We start from the raw sequence: 14,230 nt of genomic DNA, 5'->3' as shown, positions 1-14,230 counted from the left end.
GCCGCCACGCGCGCCACACCCGCCATGCCCCAGCAACGCACCCTGCTGCACGCCGGCGCCGCATGGAAGGTCGAGCGGGTTCTCAAGCATGCCGCGCCCGTGCGGTGGAGCGCGACCTATGAAGCAGCCTCCGGGCGCTGGGTGCTGCCCATGGACGGGCTGTCCGAGTTCCAGATGGCAGGGCAGGTGGTCCTGCTCGACGGCCTGACGGCCCTGGGTTTGCCGCAGGGGCTGCCCTACCAGATGCGGCCCCTGCAGCCCACGCCGCAGACCAGCATCGTGGTGAGCACGCAGGGGAATGGGCCGGTGGGCGCCCCGGGCAACCAGAACAACCTGTCGCCGCGCGTGCGCATGCTCACGCCGCGCCTGCTGTGGCGCCTGCGCATGCACTGGCGGGCGCTGGCCGATGGGCGCCCGCTGCCCGCCGGGGGCGCGGCGTTCGATGTGCTGCAGGGCACGCCGCCGCATTCGGCGCCGCGGACGGTAGGGCGCGCGCGGCGCTTCATGGCCCAACGGGTGGCCCTGGCCGATGGCGAGCGGTGGTCCCTGCAGGATGCGGCGGACGCGGCCGGCTGCTCGGCGTTTCACCTCGCCCACCTGTTTCGGCGGCATCTGGGCCTGGGCCTGCACGGCTACCGCCAGCGCCTGCGGATGGCGGCCGCGCTGCAGCGGCTGGAGGCGGGTGAATCGGACCTGGCCGCGCTGGCGCACGACCTGGGGTACTGCAGCCAGAGCCACCTGGGCGCTGTCTTTCGCGCCGAGGTGGGCGTGACGCTGGCGCAGGCGCGGTCCGCGCTGCAGGGGCGGGGCGGGTAGACCCCGCGAAAGCCTGCCAAGCCCGCGGCCGCGCGAAACGCAGGATTCTGATATCCCGCCGGGGCCATGGGCGCGAGACTGGCGCCATGTCCTCTTCTGCGTTTTCCATCTCTCGCATTTTTCACGCGCGGCCTGCATCGCCGGCCCGGAACCTGGCCATCGGGGTGCTGGCCGCGCTGGCAGCGGCCCTTGTGGGCAGCGGCTGGCAGATCGTCACGCGCCACGGCGTCACCACGTCGCTCGGGCCGGTGGAGCTGGCCGTGCTGCGCTATGGCGTTCCCGCGCTGGTGCTGGCCCCGCTGTGGTGCCGGCGCACCGGATGGCCCGCCGCGATGTCCCTGGGACGGCTGGCCCTGCTGGTGCTGGGGGGCGGGCTGCCCTTTGGCCTGCTGGTGCTGGCGGGGGCGCGCTGGGCGCCGGCGGCGCACATGGGCATCTTCATGGCCGGCTGCATGCCGCTGTTCGTGGCGCTGGGCGGGCGGCTGGTGCAGGGCGACAGGCTGGGGCGCCTGCGCGTGCTGGGCCTGGTGCTGATGGCGCTGGGCGTGGCGGCGCTGGGCCTGGGGGTGTGGCGCGATGGCCTGGCGTCCTGGCGCGGGGATCTGCTGTTTGTGCTGGCGGCCGTGCTGTGGGCCGCCTACACGCTGGCGTTTCGGGGCTGTAGCCTGTCGCCATGGCAGGGGGCCGCCCTGGTGAACCTGGGATCTGCGGTGCTGCTGGTGCCCGTGGTGATTGTCTGGGGCGCCCCGCGCCTGGTGACGGCACCCTGGACCGACGTGGCCTTCCAGGCGCTGGGGCAGGGTGTGATGGCCGGTGTGCTGGGGCTGGTGGCCTACACGGTGGCCATTGCACGGCTGGGTGCCGCCCGCGCGGCGCTGTCCGCCGCGCTGGTGCCCGTGCTCACGGCGCTGGGCGCGGCCTGGCTGCTGGGAGAGGTGCCGCAGCGCAGTGCCTGGGCGGCACTGGCGCTGGTGGTCCCCGGCGTGGTGCTGGCCAGCGGCGCCATCGTGCCGGGGCGCCTGGCAGCGGACCTCAGGCGGCGTGCCGCGCGTCGGGGAGCGCGGCGCCACCCGCCGGCGGTACCGCCTGGCCCAGGCACTCGCCCAGCGGAAGGGGCCGCGCCACCGCGTAGCCCTGGGCATAGTCCACGCCGATGAGCCGCAGCGCGTCCACGATGGCGGCGCTCTCGGCGAACTCGGCGATGGTCTGCTTGCCCATCACATGGCCGATGCGGTGGATCATTTCCACCATGGCGCGGCTGGTGGGGTCCTGCAGCATGTCCTTCACGAAGGCGCCGTCGATCTTGAGGTAGTTGACCGGCAGGTGCTTGAGATAGGTGAAGGACGACATGCCCGCGCCGAAGTCGTCCAGCGCGAACCGGCAGCCCAGCTGCTGCAGCTCTTTCATCAGGCGCACGGCGTTGGGCAGGTGCGAGATGGCGCTGGTCTCGGTGATCTCGAAGCACAGCAGTGCGGGGTCCAGGCCGGATTCGGTGAGGGTGGTGCGGATGTACTTGAGCAGGCTGTCGTCGCCCAGGCTGGTGCCCGACAGGTTGATGGCGCAGGTGTGCAGCGGCGGGGCGCCCGGCGTGCGCTGGTGCAGCGCCAGCGCCTGCAGCGTGTGCCGGATCACCCAGCGGTCGATGGAGGGCATCATTCCGTAATGCTCGGCGGCCGGGATGAAGGTGCCGGGCGCCACGAGCTGGCCGTCCTCCTCGCGCAGCCGCAGCAGCACCTCCATGTGCAAACCCTCTTCGGCGTGGACCTGCAGCGCGCCGATGGCCTGCGCGTGCAGCTGGAAGCGGTCGTGCTCCAGCGCCAGGCGCAGGCGCCGCACCCAGTCCATGTCGCCTTCGCGCCGGGTCATCTCGATGTCCTCGGGCTGGTAGATGAACACCCGGTTGCGGCCGCCCTCCTTGGCGCGGTAGCAGGCCATGTCGGCCACGCGCATCGCTTCCTGTATGGACGTGAGCGCGGGGATGAGCTGCACCATGCCGATGGAGAGGCCGGTCGTGAGGTGCTGGCCCTCCCATGCCAGCCGCAGGTCCTGGCCAGCCTGGCGCAGCTGCTCGGCGATGCGCGCCGAGGGCCCGGCGGGGCAGTCCTTGAGGAGGATGCCGAACTCGTCCCCGCCCAGCCGCGCCAGCGTGTCGCCCTCGCGCAGGTGGCTTTGCAGCATGCGGCAGACCTCGCGCAGCATCTCGTCGCCCGCCTGGTGGCCGCAGGTGTCGTTGATGAGCTTGAACTGGTCCATGTCCACGTAGAGCAAGGAGCCCTCGCGGCCCGGCTGGCGCGGGCGGCTGAGCAAGGCCTCGAGCCGGTGCTCGAACTCGCGCCGGTTGACCAGGCCCGTCAGCGCGTCGTGGCTGGCCTGCCAGGAGAGCTGCTCCACGTAGTGCTGTTCGCGCGTGACGTCGTGCAGTACCAGCACCGCGCCGGTCACGGTGCCCTGGTGCTGGATGGGCGAACCCACCAGCTTCACCGGCACGACGGTCTGGCCGGGGCGCACGATGGTGCGGTTGATGTCGTCCTGCGTTCCCTTGGCGCTCCTTGCGCCGCCCGCGTTCGCGGCGCCGTGGCTGCCCTGCCGCAGTATCTGCTCGATGAGCGTCCCGGCGGCCTGGGGCCGGGGGTCTTCGCCATCGAACTTCAGGGCCTCGTCCAGCGGTTTTCCCACGGCCTGCTGGGCGCTGCAGGCCAGCAGCTGCTCCGCCGCCGGGTTCATGTACATCACTTCGCCATGGATGTTGGTCGTCACCACCCCGTCGCCGATGGCGGTGAGCGTGGTGCGTGCCTGCTCGCGCTCCGCGCTGAGCGCCTGCTCCACGCGCCGGCGCTGCGCCAGCAGGGTGTGGGTGTGCCACAGGGTCAGCAGGATCAGGGTGGCCGCGATGCCCATGTTGGTCCACATCAGCAACGCCACGATGCGGCGCGAGCTGTCTCCCAGGGCCTCGCTGAAGGCGCGGGCGGCGGGGGTGACTCCCGCATTGATGTCGCGGATGGCGGTTTGCCACTGCGCGCGGGTATCGTCGTCCACCGAACCCAGCTCGGTATCGTGGCGGATCTCGTGGGACAGGTCGCGCAGCGCATTGATGTATTCGTCTCCCACCAGCCAATGCTGGATCGGCTTTTGAACGATGTCGAAATGGTGGAGGTAGCGCAGCAGCCAGATGAGTCCGTCGATGTCCTGCGGATGGTTGCCCCCGCGCAGGAAACCCTCGCGTGCCAGATCGACCTGCACCTGCCCGGGTTGCAGGGCCAGGCGGGCCGCCCGGTCTCCCAGCGGAATATCGATGGCCTGCGTGAACAGCGCGAATGCCTGGGGCGAGCCATTGGCCGCGTACTGGCCCAGGTAATAGATGGCATCCTTTTGCCCCTTCGTCCACAGGCTTTCGCCGGCGACGAAACCGCGCACGGTGGACAGCACGTACAGGCTGGCGGTGGCGCAGGCGGCCAGCAGCAGCACCATCACGATGAAGGGCCAGGTGAGCCGCAATGTCAGCTGCACGGGTCTTCGCTCGTCTGGCTGCAACACAACATCCATGGACTGTTCTCCCGCCTGTTCGCCAAGTTGGTTGCCGGGCCGCTTCCTGGGGGCTGCGTCAGCGCCGGCGGCACAGGGCGGGGCATGCATCCCGGTGGCGCTGGCACAGGCTTCGGCAAGGCGTCGGACAGCCCGCCGGTGCGGTGCTTTGCACTATATAGCGATCAGGTCGCCCCTGCATGTAAAGCATGGCATTGCGGCGCGCAGCCCGGGCTGGCGGCGGGAACTGCGAAGGCGCGTTCCCAAAAGACAGCGGCCCGGCGCGCTGGTCTGCGCGCCGGGCCGCTTCGCGGCGCCCGGGTCCCTGGAAAGGCCCGGGCCCTGTCAGGGGGCCGCGTGGGTGCCCACCAGTACCGATTGTGGGGCGTCGTCCTTGGCCGGGGGCGTGATGAGATCCTCGATGATGAACGTGCGGTAGTAGAAAGCCGCTACCGCGCCTTCCGGTGCGATGGCGCCCACCAGCCGCTCGGTGTTGTCCTTGTCGGCCATGTGCACCAGCATGCCGTGGTGTCCCGTGCCGGCCAGGTCGGCGATGCGGCGCACCATGTCGCCCTCGGCGCCCACCGACGGCAGGGGTGCGTCGGCCGTGCCCAGGGTGTGCACGATCTCCTGCAGGATGACCTCGGGGCTGGCGTAGGCGATCTCGCCCGCGTGGCCAGCGCCCTGCAGGGCCGTGGCGGCCTGGCGCACGCAGTCTTCGTCGGGGAAGAGGGCGAACACATGGCCCGTGGGGTAGAAAACGCCGCCCATGTTGGTCATGGTGGAATCAAGAACGAGGGGTTTCATGGGCATCTCCCGAGGTGTTTCAGACCTTTTCGATTGAAACCCCTCCCCCCGGGTGCGTGGTGTAGGCCAGCGGGCACTCTGCGCGTCAGCACCCTTTGGGACGCAGCAGGAAATATGGGGAAAAATAGCCTCTGGCGCAGATCCATTCAGCGCAAGCAGCTATCAAAATTGACGGTTCTTTGCAGCCCTGCCTAGCGCAGCCATCCGCCCAGCCAGGCCCCGAGCGCCGCGCAGTGGAGCACCACGGTGGCCCAGTAGACCGCGCGAAACTCCAGCTTGCGGGACTTGTGCCGCAGCCACTGCTGGGCGAACCATGCGCCCGGCCAGCCGCCCGCCAGGCCCAGCAGGTGCAGGTGGCTCTCTCTGGTGCGCCACTGGCCGTTTTGCGCGGCGCTCTTGTCGATGGCGTAGACCAGGAAGGTCAGGAGGTTGACGGCCATGGCAGCGCCCAGCACCCACCAGGGGAGCCGGCCGGCCCAGAAGCCCCAGGCCAGCAGGGCCGCCCAGCCCAGCATCAGCACCAAGGCCGGGCCCGCCGGGGTGGGCGGGCCGCTGGCATCCGCGGTGCGCCGATGGCGTCGAACCTGGGGCCGGGCGGCCCGCTGCGCCGGTGTGCGCCGTGCCGGGCGCGCAGCGGCTGTCGGCGGCGCCGTGACCGATGGGCGGGGCTGGGCGGTGGCACCCGGGTGCGCCGCAGGCTGCACGGCCATCGCCCTGGGCCCCTTGCCGCCCACATGGATTTCTTCATACACCACGGCCAGGCCCTCGCGGGGCGCGGCGCTGCCTTGGTAGTCCCGCACATGAAAGAACACATCGGCCGAGGTGTCCGGGCTGCGGATGAAACCGAAGGCGCGTGTGGCATCCCAGCGGATGACGGTGCCTTGCTTGTGCATCGGTGAAAACGGGTTCTCAGGCGAGGGTGTGCAGGGGAATGTCCTGGGCGGTGGCGAGCGCGTCCAGCTGCGCGCGGGTCTGGCCGTGCAGGAAGTTCCCCACGGCCTGGTGCGTGGCGGGCGCGCGCAGCTGGCCCGGGTCGCCGGAGGCTGGCAGCCCCGCAGCGGCGCACAGGCGCGCGGCGAAGTGGGGTTCCAGCGCGGCCACCGCCACGCGGCCGTCGGCGCAGGGGTAGATGCGGTAGCCCGCGTGGTTGCCGCCCACGTCGCCCTCGGGCGTGGTGAGGCCCCAGTCGCGCGGCTGGGCCAGCCAGGCGGCGGCATCGGCCAGCGCCACTTCGATGCACACGCCGCTGCCGGTGTGGGCGCGCTCCAGCAGGGCCTGCAGCACGGCCTCGCTGGCCATCAGGGCGCCGCCCATGTCGGCGTACAGCGTGGGCGGCATCTCGGTGCCGGTCACCAGCCCGGCGTCGGCCAGGTAGGTGAGGTCGTGGCCGGGCTCCTCGGCCCGCTCGGCGGCCGCGCCCACGATGCGCACCAGCGACAGGCGCGGGTATTTCGACTGCAGCGCCTCCCAGCCCAGGCCCAGCTTGGCCAGGGCCGAGGGGCGGAAGGAGGTGATCAGCACATCGGTGCGGGCCAGTTCCGCATGCAGCGTCGCCTGGCCTTCGGCGGTCTTGAGGTGGGCATGCACCACGCGCACGCCGCCGTGCAGCGTGGCATAGGCCGCCGGGCTGTAGATGCCCATGGGGTCGGCGCTGGGATGGCCGGGGGCGGGCGGGGGTTCGAGCTTGGTGCATTCGGCCCCCATGCGCGCGCAGCGCATCAGGGCGGCGGGGCCGGGCAGGTTGAGCGCGAGGCTCAGGACGCGGACGTTGCGCAGGGGCTGGGGCAGGGCGGTTGTCATGGGTTGGGGGTTGTCTCGGTGTCGTGGTCTTGAACGGAAGGCGCGGCGGCGGAACTTCAGGGCGCGCGCGGGCTCACTCCCTGCGTTATACATAATTTGTTACGCTCCCTGACCCATGCAACGCAGAACCTCTTTGGCTGCCCTCACGGGCCTGGCCGCCTTTCCGGGAGCATTCATGACCACGTCCCTGAGCAGCGCCGCCACCGCGCCGGCGCTGCAGGCGCTCAAGCCCTCGCCCCGCATGCCGGTGCTGTTCGTGGGCCACGGCAGCCCCATGAACGCCATCGAGGACAACGCCTGGCGCCGCAGCTGGCAGGCCATGGGCACGGAGTTGACGGCGCGCGCCGTGCAGCCGCAGCTCATCCTGTGTGTGTCGGCCCATTGGCTCACGCGCGGCGGCTGGCAGCTGACTGGCATGGCCCATCCCAAGACCATCCACGACTTCGGCGGTTTTCCCCAGGCGCTGTTCGACCAGCAATACCCCGCGCCCGGTGCGCCGCAGGTGGCGCGCAGCCTGGCGGCCGAACTGAAGTCGCCCGCGACGGGCGGCGCATTGGGCGTGGATGAAGGTGAATGGGGCCTGGACCACGGCACCTGGTCGGTGCTCAAGCCCATGTTTCCCAAGGCGCAGATCCCCGTGCTGCAGCTGAGCATGGACTACAGCCGCGCCCCGGCCGAGCATTACGCGCTGGGCCAGCAATTGAAGGCGCTGCGCGAGCGGGGCGTGTTGATCGTGGGCAGCGGCAATGTGGTGCACAACCTGCGTCTCACGCGCCGTGGCACGGCCGCCAACGAGGCGTACGACTGGGCCACCGAGTTCGACACCGTGGTGCAGGAGCAGATCAAGAAGGGCCAGCTGGGTGCCCTGCAGGACTTCCAGAAACTGGGCGCCGTGGCCAAACAGGCGCACCCCACGCACGAGCACTATCTGCCGCTGCTGTATGCGGCGGGGGCCGTGTTGCCCAGCGAGATGCCCCGTTTCTTCAACACGGGCTACCAGTCGGCGTCGATCTCGATGCGGTCGGTGCTGTGGGGGTGATGGGCGCCCCGCCTGTGGTGGTCTGCTTCTATTTTTATAGCTGGTAGCGCTTATGGATCAAGCGCCAGAGGCCAAAATGACTTGAAAACCCTGTGCGGCGCCGATCAGCTCGGCAGGTCATCCGCCCGGACTGTCAGCCACGGCCAGCGTTCGCGGTAGCTTTCGGCCTTGGCCTGGAACAGCGGCAAGTGCGGGCACGCCGGGTTGGGGCGCATCAGTCCGGCATACAGCTCTTCAAGCCCATAGGGCGCGTACAGCGTGGGCTCCTCCATGCCAGGGCCGGATGCAGGCTGCAAGCCCACGCAGGTGCAGGGCACCAGAAAGCGCTCGATCCCGTTGCACGCCGATTGCAGCGGCGCATACGGGTAGCCGAACCAGCGTTCGTACCAGAGGTGCACCCGGGCCTGGTTCTTGGCCTCCACGGTGATCGGCAGGTCGGCGAAGAGGGCGGTGACGCGGGCCTGCACGGCCTGTTCGGCGGCCTCGGACAGGTCCGGCGCATCGAAATAGAACAGGTCGTAGTCCTTGATGCGCGCCGTGGGCTCCAGGCCGGAGCGCAGGTTCCACACCGTCTGGAACAGGCAGCCCGCCACCAGCCAGGCATCCGGCAGGCCCAGAAGCGGCAAACGCTCCAGAAGGACCGCGTTGTACGGGTTCTGGAGCGCTTCGCTCACAAAGCGGCGCGCGAGCGCCACTTCCTCATCGTGCTCAGACAACCTTTGCAATGGCCTGGCAGACGTAGTCGATGTTCTTGCTGTTCAGGGCTGCGACGCACATGCGGCCGGTGTCGGTGCCGTACACGCCGAACTCATTGCGCAGGCGCACCATCTGGTCCTTGGTCAGGCCCGAGTAGCTGAACATGCCGATCTGGGTGGTGATGAAGCTCATGTCCTGCTTCACACCGGCGGCCTTGAGGCCATCGACCAGCTTCTGGCGCATGGCCTTGATGCGCACGCGCATTTCGGCCAGTTCCTTTTCCCACATCGCGCGCAGCTCGGGGTTGTTCAGCACCGCGGCCACCACCGCGCCACCGTGGATGGGTGGGTTGGAGTAGTTGGTGCGGATGACGATCTTGAGCTGGCTCAGCACGCGGGAGGCTTCTTCCTTGTCGGTGCACAGCACGGACAGGCCACCCACGCGCTCGCCGTACAGGCTGAAGCTCTTGGAGAACGAGGTGGAAACGAAGAAGGTCAGGCCGGCGGCCACGAACTTGCCGATCACGGCGCCGTCTTCGGCGATGCCGTGGCCAAAGCCCTGGTAGGCCATGTCGAGGAAAGGCGTCAGGCCCCTGGCCTTGACGGCGGCGATCACCTGGTCCCACTGGGCGGCCGTGATGTCGTAGCCGGTGGGGTTGTGGCAGCAGGCGTGCAGCACGACGATGGTGCCGGGTGCGGCTGCGTTCAGGCTGGCGAGGAAACCTTCGAAGTTCACGCCGCGCTTGGCAGCGTCGTAGTAGGCGTAGGTATCGACTTCGAAGCCGGCGTTGGTGAACAGGGCGCGGTGGTTTTCCCAGCTGGGGTCCGAGATCAGCACCTTGGCATTGGGGCTGACCTTCTTCAGGAAGTCGGCGCCGATCTTGAGGCCACCGGTGCCGCCGATGGCCTGCACGGTGGCCACGCGGCCGGAGGTCACGGGTTCGCTGTCGGCACCGAACACCAGGCTCTTGACGGCGTTGTCATAGGCCACGATGCCGTCGATGGGCAGGTAGCCACGGGCCGTAGGGGTGGACATCATGGTCTTTTCCGCGGCCTGCACGCACTGCAGCAGGGGCAGCTTGCCGTTGTCGTCGAAGTACACGCCCACGCCCAGGTTGACCTTGTTGGGGTTGGTGTCGGCGTTGAATTGCTCGTTGAGGCCCAGGATGGGGTCGCGGGGGGCCATTTCGACGTCGGTGAAAAGAGACATGAAAATCCTTGAAAGGTTGTCAGTAGCGAAGAATCCGGGCGTGGTGTACTGTGCCGGGTTCCGCCGATTTTAACGGCCTGCCCCTCCCACTCGTTGACTGCACCCATGCCGGATATCACACAGGTCATAACGGAAAAGCAAGACGGCGAATTCGTCCGTTTTCCCGATTCCCCCTTTGAATTGTTCCAGCCCTATCCGCCGGCGGGAGACCAGCCGGAGGCCATCAACAAGCTGGTGGAAGGACTGCGCGATGGCGAGGCCTTCCAGACCCTGCTCGGGGTGACGGGCTCGGGCAAGACCTTCACCATGGCCAACGTCATCGCCCGAATGGGGCGCCCGGCCATCGTGTTCGCGCCCAACAAGACCCTGGCCGCGCAGCTGTACAGCGAGTTCCGCGAGTTCTTCCCCAAGAACGCCGTGGAGTACTTCGTGAGCTACTACGACTACTACCAGCCCGAGGCCTATGTGCCCCAGCGCGACCTGTTCATCGAGAAGGACAGCGCCATCAACGAGCACATCGAGCAGATGCGGCTGTCGTGCACCAAGAGCCTGATGGAGCGAACCGACGTGGTCATCGTGGCCACGGTGTCGGCCATCTATGGCATCGGCGAACCCGAGAGCTACCACCGCATGGTGATGACGCTGCGCACCGGCGACAAGCTGGGCCAGCGCGACGTGATCGCCCAGCTGATCCGCATGCAGTACCAGCGCAACGAGGCGGACTTTTCACGCGGCAAGTTCCGCGTGCGGGGCGACACCATCGACGTGTTCCCGGCCGAGCATTCGGAGCTGGCCATCCGCATCGAGCTGTTCGATGACGAAGTGGAGAGCCTGCAGCTGTTCGATCCGCTCACGGGCCGCGTCAAGCAGAAGATCCCGCGCTTCACGGTCTACCCGAGCAGCCACTACGTGACGCCGCGCGACAAGGTGCTGGCCGCCGTGGAGACCATCAAGCTCGAACTGGCCGAGCGCCTCAAGCAGTTGCTGGCCGACGGCAAGCTGGTGGAGGCGCAGCGCCTGGAGCAGCGCACGCGCTTCGACCTGGAGATGCTCAGCGAAGTAGGGCACTGCAAGGGCATCGAGAACTACACGCGCCACCTGTCGGGCGCCGCGCCGGGCGATCCACCCAGCACGCTGACCGACTACATGCCCAAGGACGCGCTGATGTTCCTGGACGAGAGCCACCAGATGATCGGCCAGCTCAATGCCATGTACAGCGGCGACCGCTCGCGCAAGACCACGCTGGTCGAATACGGCTTTCGCCTGCCGTCGGCGCTGGACAACCGCCCGCTCAAGTTCGAGGAGTTCGAGCAGCGCATGCGGCAGGTGATCTTTGTCACCGCCACGCCGGCAGACTACGAGCGCACCCACTCCGGCCAGATCGTCGACCAGGTGGTGCGGCCCACCGGCCTGGTGGACCCCGAAGTGGAGGTGCGGCCCGCCACCCATCAGGTGGATGATGTGCTGCAGGAAATACGCATTCGTGTGGAAAAGCGCGAACGTGTACTCATTACTACGTTGACCAAGCGCATGGCGGAGCAGCTCACCGACTACCTGACGGACAACGGTGTGAAGGTCCGTTACCTGCACAGCGACGTGGACACGGTCGAGCGCGTGGAGATCATCCGCGACCTGCGCCTGGGCGCGTTTGACGTGCTGGTGGGGATCAACCTGCTGCGCGAGGGGCTCGACATTCCCGAAGTGTCCCTCGTGGCCATCCTGGATGCCGACAAGGAGGGCTTTCTGCGGGCCGAGCGCAGCCTCATCCAGACCATTGGCCGCGCGGCGCGGAATCTGAACGGGCGGGCCATCCTCTATGCCGACCGCATCACCGATTCCATGAAAAAAGCCATGGGCGAGACGGAACGCCGCCGCATCAAACAGATCGCACACAACGAGGCCCACGGAATCACTCCGCGCAGCATTGTCAAGCGGGTAAGAGACCTGATTGACGGCGTCTACAGCGAGAAAGCCGGCAAGGACGCCGAGCGGCTGGAGCAGGAAGCCATGCAGCGCGCCAAGGTGGAGGACATGTCCGAAAAGGATGTGGCGCGCGAAATCAAGCGGCTCGAAAAGCTCATGCTCGAGCATGCGCGCAACCTGGAATTCGAGCAGGCTGCCCGGGTGCGCGACCAGCTCACGCGTCTCAAGGACCAGGCATTTGGCGCGCATGGCAGCGATTCGGTGGCCCTGTGAGGGCATGTCGAAGACCGGGCGAATACACCACAGGTCAAATGACGACCGGTTGGTTTTTTAACCCGACAAATTCGATAGGGATTTGTGTTATACTTGCACAAAATACTCAAGAAAAAAGCCCAGCGATGAAGGGCTCCGTGCCAGGCAACTGTGCGGAGTAAGGGGCGGAGACGGTGCCTTGCTGGCCATCAGCCAGCGAAGGCGGTTTCTACAACGAACAAGCCTTAGCACAAGGAGCTTGCGATGCGTCTCACAACCAAAGGCCGGTTTGCGGTCACCGCCATGATTGACCTGGCCCTGCGCCAGAACAATGGTCCCGTCACGCTGGCCGCGATCAGCCAGCGCCAGCAGATTTCGCTGTCGTACCTGGAGCAGCTTTTTGGCAAGCTGCGCCGTCACGAACTGGTCGAGTCTACCCGTGGTCCTGGCGGCGGCTACACGTTGGCCCGCAAGGCAGGCGATATCACGGTGGCGGACATCATCGTTTCGGTGGACGAACCCATTGATGCCACGCAATGCGGCGGCAAGGAAAACTGCCTGGGCGAAGCGGGCCGCTGCATGACGCACGAGCTGTGGGCATCGCTCAACCAGCGCATGGTGGAGTTCCTCGATTCCGTCACGCTGCAAAAGCTGGTGGATGAACAGCTGGCCAAGGGCGTGCAGATCGAAGACAAGCCGGTGGTGCGCCGGGCGATTTCGACGACCCCGGTGGTCAAGCCCATCCGCGTCAACGCGCCCAATTCGGTGTTCGCACTGGGCAACGTCTTCGCGAAATCCTGATACCCGGGGCTCCGCTGCCGGCCCTGGGGTCGGCAGCGCCCTGAACGAGTTTTCAAGCATCGTTTCGTTTCTTATTTTCAGCTTGCCAGCCAGCAACTATCACTGAGCCAGCCATGGACATGACCCCGCACTTCCCCATCTATCTCGACTACGGCGCCACGACCCCGGTGGACCCCCGCGTGGTGGACGCCATGATTCCCTGGTTGCGCGAGCACTTCGGCAACCCGGCATCGCGCAGCCACGCCTGGGGCTGGGAGGCGGAGGAAGCTGTCGAGAAGGCGCGCGTGCAGGTGGCGGATCTGATTGGTGCGGATCCGCGTGAAATCGTCTGGACCAGCGGCGCCACGGAGTCCATCAACCTGGCCTTGAAGGGCGCCGCGCAGTTCTACAAGGGCAAGGGCAAGCACCTCATCACGCTCAAGACCGAGCACAAGGCCGTGCTGGACACCATGCGCGAGCTGGAGCGCCAGGGCTTCGAGGCCACCTACCTGGACGTCCAGGAAGACGGCCTGGTCAATATGGACGCCCTGAAGGCCGCCATCCGCCCCGACACCGTGCTGATCAGCATCCTGTTCGTGAACAACGAGATCGGGGTGATCCAGGACATTCCCGCCATTGGCGCGCTGTGCCGGGAAAAGGGCATCCTGCTGCACGTGGATGCCGCGCAGGCCACGGGCCGCGTCGAGATCGACATGAACACCCTGCCCATCGACCTGATGAGCATGACCGCGCACAAGACCTACGGCCCCAAGGGCGTGGGCGCGCTGTATGTGCGCCGCAAGCCCCGCGTTCGGCTGGAAGCACAGATGCACGGCGGCGGCCACGAGCGCGGCATGCGCTCGGGCACCTTGCCCACGCACCAGATCGTGGGCATGGGCGAGGCCTTCCGCATCGCCAAGGAAGAAATGGCCGAGTCCAACGCCAAGGCGCACGCGCTGCAGCAGCGCCTGCTCGATGGCCTGAAGGACATCGAGCAGGTGTTCATCAACGGCAGCATGGAGCGCCGCGTGCCGCAGAACCTGAACATGAGCTTCAACTTCGTGGAAGGTGAATCGCTCATCATGGGCATCAAAGGCCTGGCCGTGTCGTCGGGTTCGGCCTGCACGTCCGCCAGCCTGGAGCCCAGCTATGTGCTGCGCGCCCTGGGCCGCAGCGACGAACTGGCGCACAGCAGCCTGCGCATGACCATTGGCCGCTTCACGACCGAGGAAGAGATCGATTACGCGATCTCCACCATCCGCGAGAACGTGGCCCGCCTGCGTGAGCTGAGCCCGCTGTGGGAGATGTACCAGGATGGCATCGACATCAGCACCATCCAGTGGGCTGCGCACTGAATCCCGGAATTTCGAAGAATTGAAGAGGTAC

At 67.5% G+C, this 14,230-nt stretch carries 11 protein-coding genes and 1 pseudogene; 6 read left to right on the top strand and 6 right to left on the bottom strand.

Going from position 1 to position 14,230, the window contains the following annotated elements; all coding sequences use genetic code 11:
* Positions 1-24 precede the first annotated feature (24 nt).
* Together AC07PV_RS03200 and AC07PV_RS03195 are read left to right on the top strand one after the other, a co-directional pair.
* Entirely contained in the window at positions 25-816 is a 792-nt protein-coding gene (locus AC07PV_RS03200) for a helix-turn-helix transcriptional regulator (protein ID WP_218295126.1), read from the top strand.
* Between the two features lie 86 nt (positions 817-902).
* Entirely contained in the window at positions 903-1,973 is a 1,071-nt protein-coding gene (locus AC07PV_RS03195) for a DMT family transporter (RefSeq protein ID WP_494629363.1), read from the top strand.
* A gap of 16 nt (positions 1,974-1,989) precedes the next feature.
* Here AC07PV_RS03195 and AC07PV_RS03190 read toward each other — a convergent pair.
* From AC07PV_RS03190 to AC07PV_RS03175, 4 genes and pseudogenes are all read right to left on the bottom strand, one after another.
* Positions 1,990-3,714, bottom strand: a pseudogene (locus tag AC07PV_RS03190) (EAL domain-containing protein); the annotation flags it as partial.
* 969 nt (positions 3,715-4,683) lie between these two features.
* Positions 4,684-5,145, bottom strand: a complete 462-nt coding sequence (locus AC07PV_RS03185) for a hypothetical protein (protein ID WP_218295125.1) — start codon at positions 5,143-5,145, stop codon at positions 4,684-4,686.
* A 191-nt stretch (positions 5,146-5,336) separates the two neighbouring features.
* Positions 5,337-6,038, bottom strand: coding sequence for a DUF1294 domain-containing protein (locus tag AC07PV_RS03180; RefSeq protein ID WP_492244968.1), 702 nt, complete (start codon positions 6,036-6,038; stop codon positions 5,337-5,339).
* 16 nt (positions 6,039-6,054) lie between these two features.
* Complete coding sequence (locus tag AC07PV_RS03175; RefSeq protein WP_369642394.1) at positions 6,055-6,945, bottom strand: CoA transferase; 891 nt, start codon at positions 6,943-6,945, stop codon at positions 6,055-6,057.
* 175 nt (positions 6,946-7,120) lie between these two features.
* Here AC07PV_RS03175 and ygiD point away from each other — a divergent pair, with 175 nt between their 5' ends.
* Positions 7,121-7,984, top strand: coding sequence for a 4,5-DOPA-extradiol-dioxygenase (gene ygiD / locus AC07PV_RS03170; RefSeq protein ID WP_494600418.1), 864 nt, complete (start codon positions 7,121-7,123; stop codon positions 7,982-7,984).
* 104 nt (positions 7,985-8,088) lie between these two features.
* Here ygiD and AC07PV_RS03165 read toward each other — a convergent pair whose 3' ends face one another.
* Both AC07PV_RS03165 and AC07PV_RS03160 read right to left on the bottom strand, forming a co-directional pair.
* Positions 8,089-8,700 (bottom strand): nucleotidyltransferase family protein, encoded by a 612-nt coding sequence (locus AC07PV_RS03165; RefSeq protein WP_494629362.1) that lies wholly within the window; start codon positions 8,698-8,700, stop codon positions 8,089-8,091.
* Entirely contained in the window at positions 8,693-9,889 is a 1,197-nt protein-coding gene (locus AC07PV_RS03160; protein ID WP_494629360.1) for an amino acid aminotransferase, read from the bottom strand. The genes AC07PV_RS03165 and AC07PV_RS03160 overlap by 8 nt, the downstream gene beginning before the upstream one ends.
* Positions 9,890-9,994: 105 nt before the next feature.
* On the opposite strand from AC07PV_RS03160, the gene uvrB reads away from it, so the two are divergent.
* The 3 genes from uvrB (at position 9,995) to AC07PV_RS03145 (ending at position 14,199) form a co-directional block, all read left to right on the top strand.
* Positions 9,995-12,085: an excinuclease ABC subunit UvrB gene (uvrB, locus tag AC07PV_RS03155; RefSeq protein ID WP_255594660.1), complete on the top strand. Its 2,091-nt coding sequence runs from the start codon at positions 9,995-9,997 to the stop codon at positions 12,083-12,085.
* Positions 12,086-12,328: 243 nt separating this feature from the next.
* Complete coding sequence (gene iscR, locus AC07PV_RS03150; protein ID WP_015013980.1) at positions 12,329-12,865, top strand: Fe-S cluster assembly transcriptional regulator IscR; 537 nt, start codon at positions 12,329-12,331, stop codon at positions 12,863-12,865.
* 113 nt (positions 12,866-12,978) lie between these two features.
* Complete coding sequence (locus tag AC07PV_RS03145) at positions 12,979-14,199, top strand: IscS subfamily cysteine desulfurase (protein ID WP_492805286.1); 1,221 nt, start codon at positions 12,979-12,981, stop codon at positions 14,197-14,199.
* The last annotated feature ends 31 nt before the right edge of the window (positions 14,200-14,230 follow it).

The sequence above is a fragment of the Acidovorax sp. GW821-FHT09A11 genome, assembly GCF_059418365.1.
This window is presented reverse-complemented; position numbering and strand designations above follow the sequence as displayed.